This window comes from Flavobacterium panacagri (assembly GCF_030378165.1).
GTDB classification, from domain to species: domain Bacteria; phylum Bacteroidota; class Bacteroidia; order Flavobacteriales; family Flavobacteriaceae; genus Flavobacterium; species Flavobacterium panacagri.
The window spans coordinates 5,405,837-5,431,131 of record NZ_CP119766.1; the positions used below are offsets into that span (position 1 = coordinate 5,405,837).

The following is a 25,295-nucleotide window of genomic DNA, read 5'->3' on the forward strand; positions in this document are numbered from 1 at the left end:
TCAATACCTTCTTTTTATATAATCTTCAATGCACCTCTTTATAAGATAGCTATTTGACAATTATTAAGGGCAATAATAATCATTTTTCTATTTCTAATGATAAAAATATATCTTACTATAAATCAAAGACATAGAAAGTAGCAAAATTAAACAAATATTTTACAAACCCAATTATTAAAATATTTTTTTGAAAAAAAACTGAATTTGCTACAACAAGATTTTACGCTAAAAACTAAAATAAATACAAAATTAGAGGTTGGATTGTAAAAATTCTCTTCAAAACTTTTGCCCAAATTTTTAATAAAATTAGTCTTGCACAATTTAAAATATGCCATTCATCGAGAATAATCGCTTTATATAGAAAATGCAAGATTTACTGAAAAAAAATTCCTTTTTTTGATCATCTTATTGAAGAATAAGCGATAAATACCATTTTTATACAGAGCCAAAATAAAAGCCAGAATCAATTAAAATTCTTACATCCATTTATTGACAAAGCTGCTAATTGTAAATAAAACTACAATTACATATCGCTAAAAAGCTAAATATCAAAATTTTAAACAAAATTTCAATTTTAGCCCAACGCTGATTTTATCACATTATTTTGCTCAACTTTAATTTTAAGACCATTAAAATGAAAAGACCTAACAAAAATAGTTTAGAGAACGAGGTAAATTGGAAAAAAATGAATTATCCTCAGAATGCATTACATGAGCTTATTATAGAACAAGCTATGATAACTCCCAATGCGATAGCACTTGAATTTGAAAATCAAAAGTTTACTTATAAAGACTTATCACAGACCGTAAATCAAATGGCTAACTATTTTTTAGGCCAAGGTTTATGCCCTGGACAAATTGTCGCAGTATCTATGGAGCGTAATCCTAATTTAATCGCTTCTCTTTTAGCTATTTTACAATGTGGAGCAGCATACTTACCGTTAGATCCAAAATTCCCAACTGAACGTTTAGAATTTATGCTTAAAGATTCGGAAGCAAGTTTTCTTCTCACAACAAAACTTCTTTCAGAGTCATTACCTGCAGGTTTTAAAAATATAGTAATAGAAGATGTACTGTCTTCACTTGATCAATATCCAGATACACCTTTATCTATTAAGGTAGATAACAAATCAGTAGCATACATGATGTATACTTCTGGATCAACAGGAAAACCTAAAGGCGTAACGGTTACTCATAAAAACCTAGTTAATTTTCTGTACAGCATGGCCATTGAGCCTGGTATCAATGCCAATGACAAGCTATTGTCCATTACCACGATTTCTTTTGACATTGCTGGTTTAGAATTGTTTTTACCTTTAATAACAGGCGCTTCGGTAGTTTTTGCTGATTATGAAACTACTCGTGACGGACAGCTTTTATTAAATCTTTTACAAAAAAAACAAATCACAATAGTACAGGCCACTCCTACTACATGGCAGATGCTCCTTGATTCTGGATGGGAAAATCCATTAGCTTTAAAAGCACTTTGCGGAGGTGAAGCCATGCCTTTAAATCTTGCCCGTCAGCTAATATCAAGATGTGAATCCTTATGGAACATGTATGGTCCAACCGAAACCACAATTTGGTCTGCCGTTAAAAATATTAAAGCTGATGATGAATTAATTACAATTGGACTTCCTATAGCTAATACTCAAATTTATTTATTAGATGAAAAAGGGCAGATTACCGAATCGGGAGAAATTGGAGAGATTGTTATTGGCGGGGACGGAGTCGCAGAAGGTTATTGGAAAAGACCAGAACTTACCGTCGAAAAATTCATTCCAGATTCATTCTCAGAAATACCAAATTCTATTCTTTATCGAACAGGAGATTTAGGAAAACTGCTACCAAATGGAGATTTCCAATGTCTAGGACGTATCGATCATCAGGTAAAAATTAGAGGCCACCGTATTGAATTAGGTGAAATCGAAACTGCTTTAAATACGCTTTCAGGTATAAAACAATCGGCAGTTATAGTAAGTAAATATCTTGGTAATGAAGACAAACTTGTTGCTTATCTAAAATCTAGTGATCAATTACAGGATGACAAACAAATTCACGAAGCACTTTCTAAAACATTACCAGAAATATTACTACCTTCAAAATATATTTGGGTTGATGAATTTCCTATAACTCCAAACGGAAAAATAGATAAAAAGAATTTACCTGTTCCGGAAAATAGCAGACCAGATTCTGCCCCACTCTTTAAAAAGCCAACTACACAACTAGAAAAAGATATCGTAAAAATATGGAGTGAAGAACTAAAGATATCAAGCATTGGTATAGATGATAATTTCTTTGATTTGGGAGGAAGCTCAATACTTGCACAAAAAGTAACGACACTAATGAGACAGCAATTATCAAAAGAATTGCCCGTTTCTAAAATTTACATTCACCCAACAATTAGGGAATTGGCTCTTACTCTAGAAAAAAACGATAGTGAGAATAACACTAAAGAGGATGCCTTTAAATTTAAAAACAATAATGAAAAAGCAAACTCCTCAGACATTGCTATTATTGGCATGGCAGGAAGATTTCCTGGTTCTGATACTATAGATGAATTATGGGAAAATCTTAGAGATGGAAAAGAAACAATTTCTTTATTTTCCAAAGAAGAGCTGGACAGCAGCCTGCCAGAAAGTCTTCGCAATGATCCATTATATATTGGTGCAAGAGGAATCCTGTCTTCTGCTAAAACATTTGACGCAGCATTCTTTGGATTAAATCCTCAGCTTGCGGCTGCCATGGATCCTCAAATAAGGATATTTTTAGAGATTTCTTACGAAGCATTAGAACAAGCCGGCCATCTTCCTAAATTTTATAAAGGAAGTATCGGAGTATATTCTGGATGTGAAATCAATTCTTATTATGAAAACAATATTTTTAATAATACTGAATTAAAAAGTTCAATCGGCGATTTGCAAATCTATACAGTAAACGGAAAAGATTTTATTGCACCTCGCACTTCTTATCATTTAAACCTAAAAGGCCCTTCTGTTAGTGTTCATTCTGCCTGTTCTACTTCATTATTGGCTGTTGCCGAAGCGGTAAAAGCAATACGAACTGGAATGTGCGATATAGCTCTTGCTGGCGGATCTAGTGTGACAGCACCAATTAATAGCGGTCACTTATATGATGACGGATTTATAAAAAGTCCAGATGGATCTACCAGATCTTTTGATGCTGAAGGAAAAGGAACTGTTTTTAGTGACGGAGCTGGAGTAGTTTTATTAAAAAGATTAGAAGAAGCTGAAAAAGATGGAGATATTGTATACGGAGTAATAAAAGGAGTTGGAGTAAATAATGACGGAGGCGACAAAGGCAGTTTTATGGCTCCAAGCCCAAAAGGACAAGCAGGTGCCATAATTAATGCTTTTAACGACGCACAAATATCACCTTCCACCATTAGTTATATGGAAGCACATGGAACTGCAACTCCAATAGGTGATCCTATAGAAATTGAAGGGCTTAAAATAGCATATGGTAAGCAAGAAAAAAATAATTATTGTGCCTTAGGAACTATCAAAAGTAATATGGGGCACACCACAGCGGCGGCTGGTGTAGCTGGATTAATGAAAATATTATTGGCAATGCGTTACAAAAAAATACCGCCAATGGTTAATTTCACTAAACCAAACCCCAACATAGACTTTGAAAACAGTCCTTTTTATATCAACAACAAACTAATTGATTGGAACGCAGATGGTATACGAAGAGCTGGAGTAAGTTCATTTGGCATTGGAAGCACCAATGTTCATGCTATTGTTGAGGAATATATTGCTAAACCTTTGCCATCATCTACTGGAAGACCTCTAGAAATATTAATGTGGTCTGCAAAAAATCAAAATAGTTTATTAGGTTATGAAAATGCTTTAGGACATTTTATTGATAAATCAAGAAGTACTCCTCTGGCAGATATTGCATATTCGTTAAATATGACTCGAGACGATTTTAATCACCGTAGTTTTTTAATTTCAAATTCGACAGATGATGCCGCTGAAAAATTACTTTGCCTAAAATCAAAAAATACCAAATCCTCAGTCTTAAAAAATGCTCCATCTGAAATTGGATTTCTTTTTCCTGGACAAGGGTCACAATATGTACAAATGGGCAAAACACTTTACAATAATGAAAAAGTGTATCGTGAAGCTGTAGATAAATGTGCTGAATTATTAATGGACGAATTAAAGCTGGATATTCGAGATGTTATCTATCCAAAAGACAATTGTCCTGAAGCAGAAGAACAATTAAAAAACACCAGATTAACACAGCCTTCTTTATTTGTAACAGAATATGCATTGTCTCAATTATGGATGAGCTGGGGGATAAAACCAACTTTTCTATGCGGTCATAGCATTGGAGAGTTTGCAGCCGCACACTTAGCTGGAATTTTCAGCTTAAAAGATGCTCTGCACATTGTTACAATGAGAGGAAAATTAATTAGTGAACTCCCAGGAGGATCAATGCTCATAGTTCGTGTGCCAGTAGATCAGTTAAACGAACTAATTCCTGAAACACTTTCGATTGCGGCAATAAATTCAACTCAATTCTGTGTGGTCTCTGGAAGAAAAGAAGATATCACAGCTTTTAATCAAGAGCTAGATGTAAAAGAAATTCCAAACAAATTATTAAATACAAGTCATGCTTTCCATTCTTTTATGATGGAGCCTATTTTAGATGATTTCAAAAAGGAATTAGAAAAAATAAAACTCAATATTCCTAGGCTGCCTATTATTTCAACTGCCTCAGGAACTTGGCTTACTGACAATGAAGCGACAAATCCAGATTACTGGGTCAACCATCTAAAAAATACAGTACGATTTGCAGATGCAATGAATACTGCTTTTGAACTGGATGATTTTATATTATTAGAAGTTGGTCCTGGCCAAACATTGACAACATTAGCACGTCAGCAGGCGGCTGGAAAAATTATACCAGCATTTCCAAGTTTAAATTTTCCAAAAGATGAGAACGATAATGAGTATTCTACTTTATTAAATGCTTTAGGTGATTTATGGGCAAGAGGACTAAATCCTGATTGGAAAGCTTTTTACAGCGAACAGCAAAGACAAAAAATAGAATTACCAAGTTATGTTTTTGATCGCAAACATTGCTGGATTGAACCTTTAGATGTTATTCAGACAATAGCAGTTCAAAAACAGGCATTTACTGAAACATCAACCATTGAAGTTCAAACAAATGCTAATGAAACTAAAACAAGTGATTCTAGAAAAGATACTGTACTTCTTAAAATTGCCGATATTATAAAAAATGCATCGGGCATAATTTATGAAACTGATGCCATAGATAACACATTTTTGGAATTAGGCCTAGATTCATTATCACTTACACAGTTATCTGGAAAACTAAAAAAAGAGTTCGATTTACCAATCACTTTTAGACAACTTAATGAAGCATATTCTACACCATCACTTTTAGCAGATTATATTGAATTAAATCTTCCTGAAGAACAGTTAGTTGAAGAAGTCATTGAAAGTAAAACAGTTGCTGTACAAACTAATGCATCAATCACTTCTAAAGGCACTATTCAATTATCAGCCAATCAAAATCAGGCTTCGTTAGAACAGATCGTTCATCAAATTCATCTTTTAAGTCAAAAAGTAGACCAATTACAAAATTTTCAAACATCATCAACAAATGGCAATGCTTCATTTGCGAATTTAAAAGTAGAACATTTTGATTCTGTAAACCGAATCGAAACGAATGGTACAAATGGGCATGTTAATGGAATTAATGGTTTCCCTAAAAAAGAAAAGATTTTTGACATTTCAAAGCCCTTACTTGAACATACTAATGCTGAAAAAAAATACACAATAAAGGCAAATGAACCGCCTGTACAAGGTAGTAAACTAGGGCGGGACGAAAATGGAAATCCTGCATGGTTTATAGAAGATCCTAATCGAATTGGAAATTTTGTAAAGATCAAACTGTAAAATTAAAGAAGTACTCGAGAGACAATTGACATTTTAAATTGTCAATAAAAAACTGTTCCATTACATTTAAAATAGGAGAACAATGAAAAATCAACCTCAAATACAAACAGAAATGGAGACTGAAACTGAAATCCAATTTAGTCCATTTACACCTGAAATCGAACGAGTAATCCATACCACCAATTCGCAGCAGGAGATATGGTCAGATTGTATTTTTGGTGGCAGTGATGCTAACAAAGCTTATAATCTATCGGTATCTATTAAATTTAAAGGAGCATTAGCTATCGATACTTTTGAACAAGCACTAAATACTTTAGTACAGCGTCATGAGGGTTTGCGATCTGTTTTTAGTCCAGATGGTCGCTTTATGTGTATCTACAGTAATTATACAACCGAAATTTCACACCATGATTTTTCAGATCTTCCTATCGATGAAAAACAGCCTGCCATAGATGTTTCAGTTAAAGAAGAAGTCAACAGTCTTTTCGATCTTGTAAATGGCCCTTTGTTTAGAGTTAAGCTCATTAAAATTAATGATTTCGAATATTTATCCGTTTTAACCATTCATCATATTGTTGGAGATGGATTAAGCATTGATATTATTCTGGAAGAACTTGGAACTATTTATTCTGCCTATATCGAAAACAAAGAACCTAAATTACCTGAACCAGAACGTTTTAGTGAATTTGCTGAAAAGATAAACTCTTTTATGGAAAGTCATGAATATAAAACTTTAGAAGACTTTTGGATCAGCATTTATAAAGAATCAGTACCTACTCTTGAATTACCGCTGGATTATACAAGGCCTTCATTGCGAACCTACAACAGTGATCGGATTGATTTTCCATTAGATGATAAAATTATAAATGAATTAAAAAATATCGGTATAAATTCAGGTTGCAGTTTAGTTACTACTTTACTGGCAGCGTTTGAAGTGTTTTTAAGCAAACTTACTGGCCAAAATGATTTAGTCGTTGGATTTCCTTCTTCTGGAAACACCTTGTACGACATGAGACAATTAATTGGTGATTGCGCAAATCTTCTTCCTTTACGAAGTAAAATTAATCCTGATATTAGCTTTGCTGAATACTTAAAACAGAGAAATTCTGAATTATTTGATGCTTACGAACATCAGCAAGTAAGTTTTGGACATCTATTAAAAAGTTTTGCTATTGCAAGAGATGCTTCGAGAATTCCTTTAGTACCCGTTATACTAACAGTAGATTTAGCTCGAACTATAGAAAATGAATTTTCATTTACAGGTCTTAACCATAGCTTTAAACCGAATCCAAGGCAATATGGAACTTTTGAAATTCAGCTTCATATTTTTAGAGCGAAAGATGGCCCTTCATTTCAATGGCTGTATAACACAACACTTTTTAAACCAGAAACAATAACTCAGATGATGAACTCATTTGAAGAAATCATTAAAGGAGTAATATCTAACGCAAATAATCCAATATCTGACCTAATTGGAGGCAATTATTTAACCGAATACAACGAGTTAAATAATACTGAAATGCCTTATCCTAAAGAAACTTTATCTGATCTACTAAGAAAACAAGCTGAAAATACTCCCGAAAATATAGCTTTAGAATTTCATGATTCTAAAACTACTTATTTTGAATTACACCAAAAGGTAAATCAGTTTGCTCATTATCTAAAATCGCAAGGGGTTCAATCGGGCGATTTTATTGCCGTTTCTTTTCCAAGAAGCCCAGAACTTCTTTACGCATTATTAGCTATTATGCAATGTGGGGCAGCTTATTTACCATTAGATCCAGAATATCCAAAAGAACGTTTGGAATTTATGCTCAACGATTCGAATGCAAAAATACTATTAACCAGTAAAGAATTGTTTGCGCATTTACCATCATGGCCGCAAATGTTATTTATAGAAGATGTTATAGATTCTCTAGAGCAATATTCAACAATGCCACTTCCTTTTGTCCTTAGTGCAGAAATAACGGCATACATACTCTATACCTCTGGATCAACCGGAAATCCAAAAGGCGTTCCTATCACACATAATAATTTAGTCAATTTCCTTTACAGCATGGCTTTGGAACCTGGTATTAATGAAAATGACAGATTGCTTTCTATCACTACAATATCATTCGACATTGCAGGTTTAGAATTGTATCTTCCTTTACTTAAAGGAGCAACATTAATATTGGCAGATCATGAAACAGCAAGAGATGGAAGACTTTTACTTGATTTAGTGAAGAAAGAAAAAATTAATTTTTTACAGGCCACACCAACGACTTGGTCAATGCTTTTAGATTCAGGCTGGTCAGAAAAATTACCGATTAAAGCTCTTTGTGGCGGTGAAGCTATGCCAGCTGATCTTGCGAGAGAACTCTTGACAAAATGTGACACATTGTGGAATGTTTATGGACCAACCGAAACCACAATTTGGTCTTCTATAAAACAAATTAAACCCGATGATAAATTAATCACGATCGGAAAACCAATTGGAAATACTCAAATTTATATTTTAAACGAACAATCTCAACTCGTTTCGTCTGGAAATATAGGAGAAATTGTAATTGGAGGAGATGGTGTGGCAAAAGGATATTGGAACAGACCAGAATTAACAGCCGAAAAATTCATTAAAAATAAATTTTCTGCGAATGACGAAGAAATACTTTACCGCACTGGCGATCTAGGAAAAATACTTCCTAACAATGAAATAGAATGCTTAGGACGATTAGATCAGCAAGTAAAAATTAGAGGGCACCGTATTGAGCCTGGAGAAGTTGAGCAAGTACTAATGTCACTTGATGAAATAAAATCAGCTGTTGTCTTAGCTGATGAAAACTTTCTAATAGCACATGTTGTTCCAGCTTCTAGCTTACCAGATGCTGAATATCAAATACCAAAATGGCGAGAAATTTTATCATCAAAACTGCCAGCGCAGCTAATACCGCATGATTTTAATCTATTAGAAAAAATTCCAACAACTTTAAATGGCAAAATAGACCGAAAAGAACTCTCACTATATAAAACAAACAAAAAGCATAGTTATACAGCTCCAAGAACTGAAGAAGAAAATATAGTGGCTACTATTTGGAAAGAAAGTCTAAACATAGAAAATATTGATATTTTCAGTGACTTTTTTGAAATGGGCGGTCATTCTATTAAGGGAGTTAAGGTTATGATTGAGATAGAAAAACATACAGGTATAAGAATTCCATTGTCAGCTCTTTTTAAATATTCTACAGTAGAGAAATTTGCAAAATTATTAAATACAGGAACCGAAATTTATTCCGATTGTTTAGTTCCTATAAAACCAATTGGGAATAAAGTACCACTTTTTCTAATTCATGGTGCAGGACTGAATGTCTTAAACTTCATTAATTTAAGTAAACATTTTGATGAAGATCAACCAGTTTACGGTATTCAAGGCACAAAACCAAAGGGGTTTGATGGCTGGTATGAATCTATCGAAGCCATGGCAGCATATTACGTCGAAGCCATAATAAAAGTAAATCCAAAAGGACCGTATGCATTAGCAGGTTTCTCTTTTGGCGGAATCGTCGCTTTTGAAATGACTCGCCAATTAAGAGCACAAGGAAAAACAGTAAGCTTAACAGCCTTGTTAGATTCGTATGTGGACTCATCCTATTATTATGGTAGTTATAGACGAAAACAATTGGTAAGATACCTTGATAAAACGCAACGAAGATTAGATTTCCTAAAAGAAATGTTATTAAGCTGGAAAGCAGTTAAAATGAGAATTAATGGAAAGAAAGAATACATCTTACAGCGCTATTTCGGTAAAAAACAAATCATAACAGAACAAGAAGAATTAGCACTTAAAGAATTTATAATTGCCGATGGCATGGTCAAAAAAATTGTAGATAAATATCATCTTAAACCTCAAAACTTTGACGTTGATTTGTTTAGATCTAAAGATGATGATAACTACAAATTAGACCCAACTCATTTAGGCTGGAAAAAAGCCGCATTGGGAGGTGTTAAAATCCATAATATCTCAGGTAATCACTTAGATATTGTTGCCCCACCAAATGATAAAGTACTAGCTCAATTACTTCAAAACATTTTAGATGAGAAACATGAGAACATCTAAGCTATCTATTTCCTTTTCTGAGGTAAAAGGAGCAGAATCAATCCCTGATAAAAGATATATTTTAGACAGTGATGAAATTATTATATACACAATTTATCTGCCCAATTTTACAGAGTTAAAATCGGAACTATCTAAATTTTTAGATGCGAAGGAATTAAAAAAAGCACAACGGTTTTATAAAGAATCGGATACCAATCGTTTCATTATATATAGGGCAATACTAAAATTTATACTAGCCGCACATACCAAACTGCGTATAAAAGATGTATATTTTGATTATAATTTTAATAAAAAACCATACTTAATTTCTCATCCTTGGTTACATTTTAACGTTTCTCATTCTGGAGAATTTGCTGCTATTGCAATTTCTCGGAACAAAGTTGGATTAGATATAGAATATATGTCGAACGACTTTAAATTTACAACACTTCTTCCTGATGTTTTCGAAGATAATGAAGTATTACAAATTCAAAAAGCATCGGATATTAAACATGCCTTTTACACTTCATGGACACGAAAAGAAGCCTTTGTGAAAGCATTAGGAAAAGGAATTGATGAAGATTTCAAAAACTTACCAAGTTTAGATGGACAATATTATATTGATTCTACCCTATTGCAAAATACTCAAAACTGGAAAGTAAATAGTTTTGATTTTGCTGACAATTATTTAGGTGCAGTAGCTTTTGAAGATTCTCCTGCAATTTCAAAAAACATAGTATTGTATAGCATTCCAAATAATATGGATGAACTCTTAGAAATGATTCCAAAAAGACACTAACCCAAAGAACAACATTTAAGACATTTTAAAAGCTATAATACATTAGAGAATTATCATGGCGTCTCCCTCCGGGCCGGGCTGTCTGCTGTATCTTTTGTTTTTTAAAGAAAAAAACAAAAGGATGCCGCTTCCATCCCTGACGCATCCAGTTTAAAAAGAACTTTCGGGGATTTCAGCATTAAAACAAAAAAATGATATAAAACAAAAAACCCCGTTTCGTAAGAAACAGGGGTTTCAAAAGAAAGGCGACGACATACTCTCCCACAAAACTGCAGTACCATCTGCGCAGGCGGGCTTAACTTCTCTGTTCGGGATGGGAAGAGGTGAGCCCCGCCGCAATAACCACCTTAAGGTTTTCAGTAATTAATATCTAATTACCTTCCGCGTGCGGACAATATTTTAACATACTGAGATAAAGAAACATAAGTTTTTTAAGAAAGTTCCTTCTCTCCCGTCTGGGACGGGAGAGAAAAATTATGTACATAAGCTTACGGATTATTAGTACTACTCGACTATGACATTACTGCCTTTACATCTATAGCCTATCAACGTGGTCATCTTCCACGATCCTTAAAAGAAATCTCATCTTGTGGTGGGTTTCGCGCTTATATGCTTTCAGCGCTTATCCCTTCCAAACGTAGCTACTCTGCGGTGCCCCTGGCGGGACAACAGATACACCAGCGGTTTGTCCAATTCGGTCCTCTCGTACTAGAATCAGATCCACTCAAATTTCTAACGCCCGCAGTAGATAGAGACCGAACTGTCTCACGACGTTCTGAACCCAGCTCGCGTGCCACTTTAATGGGCGAACAGCCCAACCCTTGGGACCTTCTCCAGCCCCAGGATGTGACGAGCCGACATCGAGGTGCCAAACCCCCCCGTCGATATGAGCTCTTGGGGGAGATCAGCCTGTTATCCCCGGCGTACCTTTTATCCTTTGAGCGATGGCCCTTCCATGCGGAACCACCGGATCACTATGCTCTACTTTCGTACCTGATCGACCTGTATGTCTCTCAGTCAAGCTCCCTTATGCCATTGCACTCTACGCACGGTTACCAAGCGTACTGAGGGAACCTTTAGAAGCCTCCGTTACTCTTTTGGAGGCGACCACCCCAGTCAAACTACCCACCAAGCAATGTCCCCCGATACTCGGGGTTAGGCCTCAGATAAACAAAGGGTTGTATTTCAACAATGACTCCAGAGCGCCTGGCGACGCCCCTTCAAAGTCTCCAACCTATCCTACACATCATTTATCCAAGGTCAATACTAAGCTATAGTAAAGGTGCACAGGGTCTTTTCGTCCCACTGCGGGTAAACGGCATCTTCACCGTTACTACAATTTCACCGAGCTCATGGCTGAGACAGTGTCCAGATCGTTACACCATTCGTGCAGGTCGGAACTTACCCGACAAGGAATTTCGCTACCTTAGGACCGTTATAGTTACGGCCGCCGTTTACTGGGGCTTCAATTCAATGCTTCTCCGAAGATAACATCTCCTCTTAACCTTCCAGCACCGGGCAGGTGTCAGGCCCTATACTTCATCTTACGATTTTGCAGAGCCCTGTGTTTTTGATAAACAGTCGCCTGGACCTCTTCACTGCGGCCACGCCTGAGCGTGGCGACCTTTCTCCCGAAGTTACAGGTCTATTTTGCCTAATTCCTTAGCCATGAATCTCTCGAGCACCTTAGGATTCTCTCCTCAACTACCTGTGTCGGTTTACGGTACTGGTACTAATTACCTGAAGTTTAGAGGTTTTTCTTGGAAGCCCTTAGGCGCACTATCTCTTTGTCCGAAGACTCCGAGTACTATCGTATTTCACCAAAACCTGCGGATTTGCCTACAGGTCTTATAGCTAGGTACTTCAACGAACTATTCCGTCAGTCCGCGGCGCTTTCATCACTCCGTCACCCCATCACAGTAATTAGTAGTACGGGAATATTAACCCGTCGGCCATCGACTGTCCCTTTCGGGTTCGCCTTAGGTCCAGACTAACCCACAGCTGATTAGCATAGCTGTGGAAACCTTAGTTTTTCGGTGTGCGGGTTTCTCGCCCGCATTATCGTTACTTATGCCTACATTTTCTTTTCTGACCGGTCCAGCATACCTTACGGCACACCTTCTGCCCTGTCAGAATGCTCCCCTACCACTTGCAGTAAACTGCAAATCCATAGCTTCGGTAATATGTTTATGCCCGATTATTATCCATGCTCGTCCGCTCGACTAGTGAGCTGTTACGCACTCTTTAAATGAATGGCTGCTTCCAAGCCAACATCCTAGCTGTCTGGGCAGACAAACCTCGTTCTTTCAACTTAACATATATTTGGGGACCTTAGCTGATGGTCTGGGTTCTTTCCCTCTCGGACTTGGACCTTAGCACCCAAGCCCTCACTGCTGGCAAACATTATACAGCATTCGGAGTTTGTCAGGAATTGGTAGGCGGTGAAGCCCCCGCATCCAATCAGTAGCTCTACCTCTGTATAACTATGTCCAGCGCTGCACCTAAATGCATTTCGGGGAGTACGAGCTATTTCCGAGTTTGATTGGCCTTTCACCCCTACCCACAGGTCATCCGAAGACTTTTCAACGTCAACCGGTTCGGTCCTCCACTGTGTGTTACCACAGCTTCAACCTGCCCATGGGTAGATCACACGGTTTCGCGTCTAACACTGCCGACTAAAGCGCCCTATTCAGACTCGCTTTCGCTGCGGATCCATACCTGAAGTACTTATCCTTGCCGGCAACGTTAACTCGTAGGCTCATTATGCAAAAGGCACGCCGTCACCCCACTTAAGGGCTCCGACCGCTTGTAAGCGCATGGTTTCAGGATCTATTTCACTCCGTTATTCACGGTTCTTTTCACCTTTCCCTCACGGTACTGGTTCACTATCGGTCTCTCAGGAGTATTTAGCCTTAGCGGATGGTCCCGCCGAATTCAGACAGGGTTTCACGTGCCCCGCCCTACTCAGGATACTGCTGTCCATTACACTTGTTGCCCATACGGGGCTGTCACCCTCTACGGCGTTCCTTTCCAGAAACTTCCGGTTCCTTGTGCATGAAGTAGCGCAGTCCTACAACCCCACCCATGCCGTAACATGGATGGTTTGGGCTAATCCGCGTTCGCTCGCCACTACTTACGGAATCACTTTTGTTTTCTTCTCCTCCGCCTACTTAGATGTTTCAGTTCAGCGGGTTTGCCCACCTATCGGTGTGCTATATCTTCAATATAGCGGGTTGCCCCATTCGGATATCTGCGGATCAGTCTGTGTGTGCCAGTCCCCGCAGCTTTTCGCAGCTTATCACGTCCTTCATCGCCTCTGAGAGCCTAGGCATCCCCCATGCGCCCTTATTTTGCTTATTGTACCAATCCTGTTAATTAAAACAGGACCGTTTTTTTTGTTTTTATTATTGCTAATAAAAACGCTTTCTACTTTCTTATTATTTTCTTATCTCAATATGTCAATGAACTTTTATTTACTTCTCTGAGTAAATTCGTGGAGAATAACGGAGTCGAACCGTTGGCCTCCTGCGTGCAAGGCAGGCGCTCTAGCCAGCTGAGCTAATCCCCCGTTTTTTCAGTATGCAGTTAACAGTTTTCAGTTAACAGTTCAAAACGGTTCACTAAAAGTGCAACTCAACCTCTAAAATTTCCTTTTCCTAAGCCAAATAGTAGTCCCGGGCAGACTCGAACTGCCGACCCCTACATTATCAGTGTAGTACTCTAACCAGCTGAGCTACGAGACTCTGTTTTACTTAAGTTTTATCATTTTTTTAAATTAACAGCAAGAGTAATACAATCTTAAATCCAAAACCTTATTTAAGGCATCTTATTTCCCTGACGTGCATCAATGCTAACGGTCAGGGCTCTAGAAAGGAGGTGTTCCAGCCGCACCTTCCGGTACGGCTACCTTGTTACGACTTAGCCCTAGTTACCAGTTTTACCCTAGGCAGCTCCTTGCGGTCACCGACTTCAGGCACCCCCAGCTTCCATGGCTTGACGGGCGGTGTGTACAAGGCCCGGGAACGTATTCACCGGATCATGGCTGATATCCGATTACTAGCGATTCCAGCTTCACGGAGTCGAGTTGCAGACTCCGATCCGAACTGTGACCGGCTTTATAGATTCGCTCCTGGTCGCCCAGTGGCTGCTCTCTGTACCGGCCATTGTAGCACGTGTGTAGCCCAAGGCGTAAGGGCCGTGATGATTTGACGTCATCCCCACCTTCCTCACAGTTTGCACTGGCAGTCTTGTTAGAGTTCCCGACTTGACTCGCTGGCAACTAACAACAGGGGTTGCGCTCGTTATAGGACTTAACCTGACACCTCACGGCACGAGCTGACGACAACCATGCAGCACCTTGTAGACTGTCTTGCGAAAGTTCTGTTTCCAAAACGGTCAGTCTGCATTTAAGCCTTGGTAAGGTTCCTCGCGTATCATCGAATTAAACCACATGCTCCACCGCTTGTGCGGGCCCCCGTCAATTCCTTTGAGTTTCAAACTTGCGTTCGTACTCCCCAGGTGGGATACTTATCACTTTCGCTTAGCCACTGAAGTTGCCCCCAACAGCTAGTATCCATCGTTTACGGCGTGGACTACCAGGGTATCTAATCCTGTTCGCTACCCACGCTTTCGTCCATCAGCGTCAATCCATCAGTAGTAACCTGCCTTCGCAATTGGTATTCCATGTAATCTCTAAGCATTTCACCGCTACACTACATATTCTAGTTACTTCCTGATAATTCAAGTCCTGCAGTATCAATGGCCGTTCCATCGTTGAGCGATGGGCTTTCACCACTGACTTACAGGACCGCCTACGGACCCTTTAAACCCAATGATTCCGGATAACGCTTGGATCCTCCGTATTACCGCGGCTGCTGGCACGGAGTTAGCCGATCCTTATTCTTACGATACCGTCAAGCCTCTACACGTAGAGGTGTTTCTTCTCGTACAAAAGCAGTTTACAATCCATAGGACCGTCATCCTGCACGCGGCATGGCTGGTTCAGGCTTGCGCCCATTGACCAATATTCCTCACTGCTGCCTCCCGTAGGAGTCTGGTCCGTGTCTCAGTACCAGTGTGGGGGATCTCCCTCTCAGGACCCCTACCCATCGTTGCCTTGGTAAGCCGTTACCTTACCAACTAGCTAATGGGACGCATGCTCATCTTTCACCGTTGTGACTTTAATTATAAAATGATGCCATCCTATAATGCTATGAGGTATTAATCCAAATTTCTCTGGGCTATCCCTCTGTGAAAGGCAGATTGCATACGCGTTACGCACCCGTGCGCCGGTCTCTGCATCCGAAGATGCATACCCCTCGACTTGCATGTGTTAAGCCTGCCGCTAGCGTTCATCCTGAGCCAGGATCAAACTCTTCATCGTATATTTTTATATTATTTATGCGATGCCTTATCTATCGGTTTTTTCCGAATCTTACGATTCTATTACTCTTATTCTTTCTGTTCTGAAATCTCTTTCAGAACGGCTGTCAATTCAATATGTCTACGAACGTGTATTTCTTTTTATCTCCGCCTGTATCTCAAAGCGGGTGCAAAACTAAAAATTCTTTTTGTTTCCTGCAAGGAAAATTTGAAAATTTTTGAAACTTTTTTTTCGTTTCATTTCTTCAGCATTCCCTCCCAATCTTTCAGTGAACTTCCCGTATTTGCGGGGTGCAAATGTAAAACGCTTTTCCCAATCCTGCAAGACTTTTTTAATCTTTTTTTTCGAAAATCTCTTTTCTCTTTCTGATCAGTCTCCTGCCGGTATTGCTGTGAACGTCTTCGCTTCTGCGGGTGCAAAAGTAGAACCTTTTTCCGCTTCTGCAAGCTTTTTATCCGCCTTTTTTTGTTCTTTTTACAATCTTTTTCTTAACTCACTCATAACAGCTGATTTACATGGAAAAGTTTTTTGACGATTTATAAGTTTTTTCTGTTTTCCTTTCGTTTTTATCCATTTTCAGCCTGTTTGTCTATATAGTTTTTGAGGAGTTTTCAGCCTTAAAGGCAGTTTCCTGAAGAGAAATCAAAGTTTGAAGTTTTCCTTTCTGACAATTTTAATCTCACAAAGACAATGAGATGCCAAATTTTTCTTCTAAAAACAGATGTCATAGCCCCGATAGAAGTGGAAATCCTTTTGTGCCGGGGTTCGGCACAAAAGATTGGAACGGATAGCGGGATTAAGCTCCTGAAAATTCCAATACTAAAATTCCAAATCCAAAATTAATCCTGCAAAAGAGCTTCGTCTTAGCTCAGACGGAAATATTCGCTTTTGCCCTTATATATTATGGTATACTTCTCTACTTAATATATATGTATAAGAAAACAAACCCAACAGGTTCTGAAAACATGTCGGGTTGCGGAATGAAATCTACTCTTATATATAGTATACTTATATATGTATACTTTCGTTTAAGTTATCGATTGCTTTTTTTCTATTTGAATACTTTTCACCTAATAATCTAAGATCTGAACATGTTCCAACAATTACAACCTCCAATTATCTTATTCTATTTTGAATCTGATTCAGCCTTTGAGACAAATCTCCCCTAACCTCAATCACCTCTATCTCAAAATCAGTAATTAATTTTCCGATAATATCATTAACCCTCCATCTAAGCTCAGGCAATTCAGAATCCGAACATAAAATTCTATCAGGTTCTTCAATAGGAACAAAGACAAAAACATCAATTTTTTCAATTACATTTTGAATTTTATTAAATACACGTTGAAAATCCAATGTATTATCAACCGCCAAAGCATAAGCTAAAAGATCAATTGGACAGCGGTCAAAAATAGCGCTTTTATCACTTCTCATTATTTGCTTTAAAGAATACTCCAACTGCATCATATAATCATCTGTTGTAGGTGTTTCAGAGAAAACAAAACCCATATCTTCTAATTCAAAATAAGGCTCGGGATAAAAGTCGTAACCAGGGAAAGATTCATGCAGTTTTTCCGCCAATGTGGTTTTACCAACCAAATGAGCTCCTAGTATTACTATTCTCATCCCATTAATGTTTTTTAAATTAATCCCCCTTTACAGCGTTGGTAAAACTTGAAAAATTCAGCTAATTCTTTTGAGTATTTAATAATGCGGCTTCAATCAAAAGTACGTAAAGACATTTTGTATGTTAAATGATTTGAGAGTATTCCGGAGGGAGTTTTACTTCTTTTATCCAAAATTTCCGTATTTGCAAAAACAATAAAATTATCTTTAGCTCTTGAAACAGCTACATTTAACATATTTGGCTTATTATCTCTATCGAAAAACATTGTCCCGGAATCTCCTTTTCCGTAAAACATTGAGAATAAAACAATAGGTCTTCCAGCTCCTTGAAGCGCATGAACAGTTCCTAATTTTAATGCATCAATATTAAACCCTGCATTTTTTAAAGTTTCATAACCCTCTGTTTTATAATTCCCAATGTTCTGATTTATAGCTAAAGTAAAAACCTCTTTCACGTAATCTATATATTCCTTATAATTCACATATTCTTCAAGACCTGCAGCAGTTGCATTATCAATATTTTCAACAGTACCAAATACAAATTCAGTTCTTTCATCCGCTAAAGGCTCTAAATACTTTCTTTGAAAAACTGGAAAATATTCCTCTGGAACTTGCAGTCTGCCATTTCTATTGAGTTTAGCAAAATACCAAAACGGAAACTTAGCCTTTTTGTCTTTTAAGAAAACAAGATTTTCTGTTGTTGGTTTTATTTTTATTGGAGAAATCAATATTTGAACTTCATCTAAAGCTTCCCAATTCTCATTTTCTTTACTTAAAGCGCCTTTCTTTTTATTTATTCGTACTTCTTCAAAATCGATCAGGTTATTTACACTGATTAAATCTTCTATTTGCTGCATGTCAATTTCAAAACTATCAATTTCAAAATGTTGAAGTTTTTCAATATTGAGATCTGCTTTTAAAGAATCAGATAAACTTTTCTTCCAATAGGTTAACCACTTTTTATATTCCATAATTTCTCAATCTCACAAATTTATAATCAAATATCTTTTCGCTTCATGATAAATATAAAAATCTTTAAATTTTGACGCTAGCTTGTAAAATAAAACACTACAAATTATCTACAATTTCAGTAACACTAAGTAAAAATTCCTGAGTCTGTTTTATATCAAAATAATTTTGTTTCATCGACTCTATTTGATGTTTCACTGGTAAATAAATACCCCATTTTGATGTAATTAAGGAATTCGGATTTTTTTCTAATTCTTCTGTTATAATTTCCTCAATAACATCCACATTTGAAGTTATGTAATTAAATTTATCCAGAAAATCATCTTTAGATTCATCAATATCGAATGAACTTGTGCTATCGTCTAATGAGTTCTTTATTTCAGAAAATTTAAAAAGAAATTGTAATGTTCTATTTACTTTAGTACCTGTAAAAGTGTAGAATACTAGTTTTTTTTCTGAAGTCAATAATGGTCTTTCCATCTCGATATTCTGGATGTCAAAAACAGAAAAATCACTCCGCATCTCATCTAACTCATCTAAAGCTTCTTCATTTAACTCAGTAATTTTTTGGTCTTGATATAGTATCTCAAACATCTTATTTCTAATTCTCGGATGTACCATTCCGCTTCCACCAAAAAAAAGAGGTTTTTTACCATCATTTGCAGGTTTAACTTCAATTTTTTTTGCTTTGAAATCGACAAAAATAATTTTCCAGATTTTAGCTGCTAATAAAATATTTTCATCTTCTCTAATTTGTGGCGTTAATGGAATTTCACCTATTTTTATTCCTGCATTCACAACCTTAAAATTATCTTCAACAGTAAAGGCACTGTAAAAATCTCTGTTATTGACGATTTTTTCTCCTTCAATTCCTATAATAACTTCATCTCTTAATTTTTCGAATAAATCAATAGCAATTAAATGGTTTAAAATCTCTTCAATATCTTTACTCTCAATATCATTGAATGCGAAGTTTTGCTTTAGTATTTTAACTAATTCATTAAAATTAATACCAGAATTTCCTTTTGTTATTGATAAAGCCTGATGTAGTAAAAGATCATACGCTAAAGTCATTGCGTCTTTTGGCTCAATAAAACCTTCTTTATACAATTCCCAGCAAGCCAATGACTGTAATAAGCTCCATTTATCTGTTGCATACAAATGGAGAAAACTTTTTGCACCATCTCTTCTTCCGCTTCTACCTATACGCTGTATTAATGATGCAATACTGTGTGTTGCATCTATTTGCACCACTTGATCAACAGAACCAATATCAATTCCGAGTTCTAAAGTTGAAGTACAGGAAATGCAAAAATTTTGTCTGTTGTTGCTTTTTGCAAAATATTCCACATATTCCCTCACTTCTTTATCAACTGATGAATGATGCGAAAAATAATTTACATGACCATTTAGTCTTTCAGAAAGTTTTTTTAATTTAACAGCTACAACTTCTGCAAGCCCTCTGCTATTTGGAAAAATTAAAACCTTACTATCCTTAGTTTCTAAATACAAATCTTTAATAAGACTCAAGGGTAAGTCATCACCGTCTTTTTTAAAATATTTAAATTTAGCTTCAATTTCTTTTGATGCACTATCCCTTAAAACTATTGTTGGAACGGTAGTACCGGCAAATTTCTTGACCTCATCATAATCCCCCAACGTTGCTGAAAGTCCAATTAGCCTAAATTGATTTTCATTTAAATCCTGTAATCTGGATAAAATAGACTTTAATTGTACACCTCTTCCCGATCCAATAAAAGAATGAATTTCATCAATAACTACAAATTTAAGGTTCGAAAAAAGATGCTTTACGTTAAAAGGTTTGTTTGAAAGCATAGCTTCCAAAGATTCGGGCGTTATTAAAACCACTCCAGACGGATCTTTTATTAATTTCTCTTTTAAAGTTGCATTTGCTTCTCCATGCCATTTTACAACATTAACTTCTAAGTTTTTACACAATTCTTCAACTCTGTAGAACTGATCATTAATTAATGCAATAAGAGGCGAAATATATAAAACCTGAACTCCTTTTTCGTTGAAATTTACTTGAGATAAAATAGGCAGAAAAGCTGCTTCAGTTTTTCCCGAAGCAGTTCTAGATACCAGAATATAATGGTTATCTGTTGTTAAAACTCTTGAAATTGCTGCATTTTGAATGGGACGTAATTGTTCCCATCGTTTATCACGAATATATTTTCGGATGGGTTCTGATAATAATTCAAATGACATTACAATTCCTCTATGCTATCCATTAAAACAATATCTGGTCTTTCATCAGAAATTTCAATCTCTCCAAATAGTTTCGTTTTATCCAAATCAGGATTTTGTCTTAGTATGTTTAAAATATTTAAAAAATCTCTAATAACTTCTCTTGGCGTTAAAAACTCTGAAGCTCCAGGTTTATTAAACATTTCCTCCATGAAGTTTTGTATATCTTCATCAGAAACATTTGTTGCTATTTTATAATTATAATCAAAGATTGCTTTAAGTTTTATTAAAAGCACAAAAATTTCGTTATGATCGAGCGGCAATAATTTAATTACAGGCTGTGCAAAATCCCTAATTTCTGCAGTCTCAAACTTGTTTGTTTCTAATCGTGATTTTAAAGCTTGATAACTAAACAAACCCCTTCTTTCATTTTCTAATACTTCTTTAGTCCCTGCAAAATTGAAAAAAAGATTACTTACTTTTCCCTGAAAACAATCATTATATATTGACAGAATCTTTTCATAATTTTTTTCTCTCGTTGCAGAAACCGATATTTTGTAAAGATTTATAGCTTCATCAAGATTGATCATAAAACCACTATATCCCATACTTACAAACAATTTGGTAAAGTTTTTAAGCATGTCGTAATAATTTAAGTCGTTTATGATTTCTCTAACGCCTAAATCTTGTTTGGCTTCCGTTTTGGTATTATATTCACCTTTTAACCATTTTAAGGCATTTCTTCTTAATTGCTCATCATCTTTGATATAACCTTCGTAATATTTCATCACAACTGTTCCAAAATCAAAACCTCCAACTTCGGTTATTTCGTTGATAGTTTTCATTATGTTATTCTGAATAAGACTCAAATATTGTTCTTCTCTAATATTTTCTAATGGAATATTATTCGATTCTGCCGTTTTCATAACCACCTGCTCTATCCATTTTTCCATTAAAGTTGGTAATGCCCCGCCTTCAGGTTTAGTCTGAATAGCAACATTGTCCATAATAGCAGCATACAATGCTACTCCTTTTCCATCATTTGAATAAAGTCTGTTATCTGGCGTAAAATCTGCATTTGCTACCACAAACTTTTGTTTTAGTGCTACTGTATTTAGTAAGTGCAACATGAATGATTTTCCAGACCCAAAATCTCCGATCCAGAATTTAACCATACTATGTCCATTTTTTACATCTTCTAATGCGCTTACAACTGCATCAATTTCCTCGGACCGTCCAACCGTAATATGCTGAACACCAATTTTAGGGACTACACCTCCAATTAATGAATTAATAATTGCTGTGGCTTCTTTAGGTTTTATGTTTTCTGTCATTTTGCTAAAATTCGGTTATAGTAGTTTTCGTTAATAATATAAAAACCATCTTCTTCCTCAATTAAAACATCATCTAATGTCTCGTAACATAATTCATTAATACTTTCTATCAATTGGTTTTTAAACATTCCTTTTGATTTTGCGAAAGTTTCAAAATCAGCCTGAAGAACAGAAAAATTTGCTTTTGAAAAAGAATCAAGAACATCTTGCTGTATTTTTGTAAAATTGAGTAAGCTGTCATAAAGAGATGTATCTATTGTGCTGTATTCAGAAACAGTCTGATTCTCTGGTTCTGAATTAATTACCAACACTGTTTTTAAATCTTCCTGTTCCTCTTCATCTCTAAGATATTCATTAAGTAGCTCAACCGTTCCCGAATGTTTTTCATGAACCTGCTGAATGGCATTTCTATCCAATTGAATTTTTTTTCGTTTAGCTGTGTAAACATTTTTTACAGCTTCTAGTGCCTTTTCTAAATCTTTATCCTGAATAAACTCATTGATTATAGCTTGAAAATCATCAAATTGATCTCCACTTTTAAACAAAGTTTTTTGCACTGTTACACCTAGCGGTTTATGATCAAATTTTACCGATTTCAAATCATAATGAATATAATAAACATACAATGCAAGTGCTGCTTCTTTACTATGAACTGCGATAAACTTTGATGCATCATAAAAAATATTTTCAACCGATGGATTATCTCTATTTAAATTTCCAAGATTTATAATCTGATTTATAAATATGTCTGAATCTTTATTAAAATTACTAGTCAATTCATCAAATTTAATTTTCCAACGAGTTGAATTTTGAATATTTAATTCATAATCCGTTTTTTCATCTGGCTCATTAATTGTTGGCGCATAAATCTGTAATATTTTATTTAATCGTATTAGTATTCGATCGTTGTATTCATCTTTTACAGCATTCGATATATAGGTTAGATCTACATTCAGTTTTCTTTTGTGTCCAAAAATTTCGCGAACAGTATTTTCACAGTATTTAAAAATATTAGAATGAAGTTCATTTATAACAGTTTCTATAGAGTATTTATAGTTATTACTTTCTGGTTTATAGTTATAATGTTTTTGTGCAATAATATCAGCTACTGCAGTAAGTTCTTTATGTAATGAAGAGGAATCTTTTACACATCTTTCATCTAATCTTTTAATGACAGACAAATAAAACTTCATGATTTCGATAGCGCAAAACTCAATATTAAAGAAATTATTTGCCGGATTCCAAATGTTGTTTAAAAGCACAGCATCTTCATCTGTTAGATTTAATTTGACTCTAAACTGAAATCCCAATTTTAACTGATCATATCCCGAATAATCATCATAATAATTTTCCTGTCGGCGAATTCTCTCTGAATCTTTCTTTAAATCATGTTGTTCTAATTTTTTAATAAAATGAGAAACACTATACGTTTTTGTTTTAGGATAGTTTCTTTTTAATTCATTTAATTCTTTTTCTAAACGAGCAATATTTTTATGAGTATCAAATTCTTTTAAAAGATCGAAAAGCAAAACAAATGCATAATTGTTATTCCCATCAAGATCTGTATAAATACCGTTTAAAAAGTTAAACTTGAAAGTTTTATAAAAAACACGCTGCTGGTTTGTCGCCGAATTTATTTCTGAATACGAATATACATATTGATGTCCCCAATAAGGAACATTTGAAGGTTTTGAAATATTTGAAAGACTGTAAGATTCACCTGTAATGTCTATAATAGAATTATCCATACATCCTAAATTTAATTTTATTAATACTATTCTCTGAATCGGATTTATTATAATAAATCGTCAATAAGATCAGAAAAATCAAATTCATGTATAAGCATAATAGAATGCCCTTCTTTTCTTAAGTTGATAGCTTTTTCAACTTTTCTTCCGTAGCATGAAAAAGCCCAAGCTGGGTTTCCATTATCACCAACAATTAAATAATCAGTCTTTTTAGTAAGGCTGTCTGTTGGTATACCGCCAAGTTTAATAATATCCCTCTGAAGATTCTCTCTATTTCCTCTTTGCAAAACGCCTGTAATGCAAAATGTTTTACCTTCAAAAACTACCTCTGGTTCACTTGTACAAAGACCCGAAATGTTTACATCAATTGTTTCATTTTGAATCTTCTCTCTTATTTCATGATCTTGAATTTGTACAAATTGTTTAAAAAAAGCCATCAAAACCACTCTTTCTTCTTCTTCAATTTTATTGTCAGATAAAATAGAAAGAACCAAACTTCTTATTTCATCATAAGGATAATACGTATTCAAATGTTCATTTTCATCCAGCCATTTTTGAAGATCGTAAATTTCTTTATCAGTAATAATCCCATCTGCTAAAATACCGTGACAAATACCTTGCAAGATCTGAAGATCTGAAGTTACTGCATTATAGTAATAATTATCCTTTTCGTATTTCTGACATAACCAATATAAATCTTCGATTATTTCTTTACGTGGAATTTTATTTGATATAGCCTCTTCAATAATAATCATGAATTCGTTCAAAGGATTACGACTCATTAGCTCTTTATGAGCAATAACCCACTTCTGAAGCTCATTTATTTCTTGGATATTAATTTCTTCCTCTAATTTAATACCTAATAAAAATCCTTTTAGAGAACTAATAGCTTTATCTGTTTGGGATTTTACAGTATACACTTTTAATAATTCCTGATCTATAGCTTTCATAATCAAGTAATTTTCTTATAATTATAAATAATTATTTTGATTTAATTTTTTTTATAAAGTGTAAATATTAAGCTTTATCTTTTATAATCATTACGGAAAACCATAATCCCAAAAATTATATTAAAAATATTATTCTAGGATTAAAAACACTATAAGTAGATATACCTGTTTTATAATTTATCTAATAGCTCTTCAAATAAATCATTTAAAAATTATTTGAGACTAATTAAAATACTAGTGTCGTGTAAGATTG

Annotated in this window: 9 protein-coding genes, 2 tRNA genes and 3 rRNA genes; 3 read left to right on the forward strand and 11 right to left on the reverse strand. The window is 35.4% G+C overall.

The window, feature by feature from the left end:
* Nucleotides 1-634: 634 nt before the first annotated feature.
* From P2W65_RS22900 to P2W65_RS22910, 3 genes are all read left to right on the forward strand, one after another.
* Nucleotides 635-5,953 carry a polyketide synthase gene (locus tag P2W65_RS22900; protein WP_289661659.1) on the forward strand — a complete coding sequence of 1,773 codons (5,319 nt, stop codon included), beginning with the start codon at nt 635-637 and terminating at the stop codon, nt 5,951-5,953.
* 82 nt (nt 5,954-6,035) lie between these two features.
* Nucleotides 6,036-10,046: a non-ribosomal peptide synthetase gene (locus P2W65_RS22905; protein ID WP_289661661.1), complete on the forward strand. Its 4,011-nt coding sequence runs from the start codon at nt 6,036-6,038 to the stop codon at nt 10,044-10,046.
* Nucleotides 10,024-10,824, forward strand: a complete 801-nt coding sequence (locus P2W65_RS22910; RefSeq protein ID WP_289661663.1) for a 4'-phosphopantetheinyl transferase family protein — start codon at nt 10,024-10,026, stop codon at nt 10,822-10,824. The genes P2W65_RS22905 and P2W65_RS22910 overlap by 23 nt, the downstream gene beginning before the upstream one ends.
* 240 nt (nt 10,825-11,064) lie before the next feature.
* On the opposite strand, the gene rrf is transcribed toward P2W65_RS22910, so the two are convergent.
* The 11 genes from rrf to P2W65_RS22965 form a co-directional block, all read right to left on the reverse strand.
* Nucleotides 11,065-11,174 (reverse strand): 5S ribosomal RNA (gene rrf, locus P2W65_RS22915).
* A gap of 128 nt (nt 11,175-11,302) precedes the next feature.
* Nucleotides 11,303-14,184, reverse strand: a 23S ribosomal RNA gene (locus tag P2W65_RS22920).
* A gap of 134 nt (nt 14,185-14,318) precedes the next feature.
* Nucleotides 14,319-14,392: transfer RNA gene (locus P2W65_RS22925), tRNA-Ala, on the reverse strand.
* A gap of 101 nt (nt 14,393-14,493) precedes the next feature.
* Nucleotides 14,494-14,567: transfer RNA gene (locus tag P2W65_RS22930), tRNA-Ile, on the reverse strand.
* Between the two features lie 126 nt (nt 14,568-14,693).
* A 16S ribosomal RNA gene (locus P2W65_RS22935) occupies nt 14,694-16,207 on the reverse strand.
* The 16S, 23S and 5S rRNA genes sit together here with 2 tRNA genes alongside, the layout of an rRNA operon.
* Before the next feature lie 1,116 nt (nt 16,208-17,323).
* Nucleotides 17,324-17,833: an ATP/GTP-binding protein gene (locus P2W65_RS22940; protein ID WP_289661665.1), complete on the reverse strand. Its 510-nt coding sequence runs from the start codon at nt 17,831-17,833 to the stop codon at nt 17,324-17,326.
* Between the two features lie 92 nt (nt 17,834-17,925).
* Nucleotides 17,926-18,804, reverse strand: a complete 879-nt coding sequence (locus tag P2W65_RS22945; protein WP_289661667.1) for an AAA domain-containing protein — start codon at nt 18,802-18,804, stop codon at nt 17,926-17,928.
* Between the two features lie 97 nt (nt 18,805-18,901).
* Nucleotides 18,902-21,031 carry a DEAD/DEAH box helicase gene (locus P2W65_RS22950; RefSeq protein WP_289661669.1) on the reverse strand — a complete coding sequence of 710 codons (2,130 nt, stop codon included), beginning with the start codon at nt 21,029-21,031 and terminating at the stop codon, nt 18,902-18,904.
* Entirely contained in the window at nt 21,031-22,344 is a 1,314-nt protein-coding gene (locus P2W65_RS22955) for an ATP-binding protein (RefSeq protein ID WP_289661671.1), read from the reverse strand. The genes P2W65_RS22950 and P2W65_RS22955 overlap by 1 nt, the downstream gene beginning before the upstream one ends.
* On the reverse strand, nt 22,341-24,092 hold the full coding sequence (locus tag P2W65_RS22960; protein WP_289661674.1) for a tellurite resistance TerB C-terminal domain-containing protein: 1,752 nt from the start codon (nt 24,090-24,092) through the stop codon (nt 22,341-22,343). The genes P2W65_RS22955 and P2W65_RS22960 overlap by 4 nt, the downstream gene beginning before the upstream one ends.
* A gap of 47 nt (nt 24,093-24,139) precedes the next feature.
* On the reverse strand, nt 24,140-25,042 hold the full coding sequence (locus P2W65_RS22965) for a BRCT domain-containing protein (RefSeq protein WP_289661676.1): 903 nt from the start codon (nt 25,040-25,042) through the stop codon (nt 24,140-24,142).
* Nucleotides 25,043-25,295 lie beyond the last annotated feature (253 nt).

Bases quoted from the DNA above. Each gene is read 5' to 3' on its own strand.
- P2W65_RS22900 (WP_289661659.1), top strand. From the start codon at position 635: ATGAAAAGACCTAACAAAAATAGTTTAGAGAACGAGGTAAATTGGAAA.
- P2W65_RS22905 (WP_289661661.1), top strand. From the start codon at position 6,036: ATGAAAAATCAACCTCAAATACAAACAGAAATGGAGACTGAAACTGAA.
- P2W65_RS22910 (WP_289661663.1), top strand. From the start codon at position 10,024: ATGAGAAACATGAGAACATCTAAGCTATCTATTTCCTTTTCTGAGGTA.
- P2W65_RS22940 (WP_289661665.1), bottom strand. From the start codon at position 17,833: ATGAGAATAGTAATACTAGGAGCTCATTTGGTTGGTAAAACCACATTG.
- P2W65_RS22945 (WP_289661667.1), bottom strand. From the start codon at position 18,804: ATGGAATATAAAAAGTGGTTAACCTATTGGAAGAAAAGTTTATCTGAT.
- P2W65_RS22950 (WP_289661669.1), bottom strand. From the start codon at position 21,031: ATGTCATTTGAATTATTATCAGAACCCATCCGAAAATATATTCGTGAT.
- P2W65_RS22955 (WP_289661671.1), bottom strand. From the start codon at position 22,344: ATGACAGAAAACATAAAACCTAAAGAAGCCACAGCAATTATTAATTCA.
- P2W65_RS22960 (WP_289661674.1), bottom strand. From the start codon at position 24,092: ATGGATAATTCTATTATAGACATTACAGGTGAATCTTACAGTCTTTCA.
- P2W65_RS22965 (WP_289661676.1), bottom strand. From the start codon at position 25,042: ATGAAAGCTATAGATCAGGAATTATTAAAAGTGTATACTGTAAAATCC.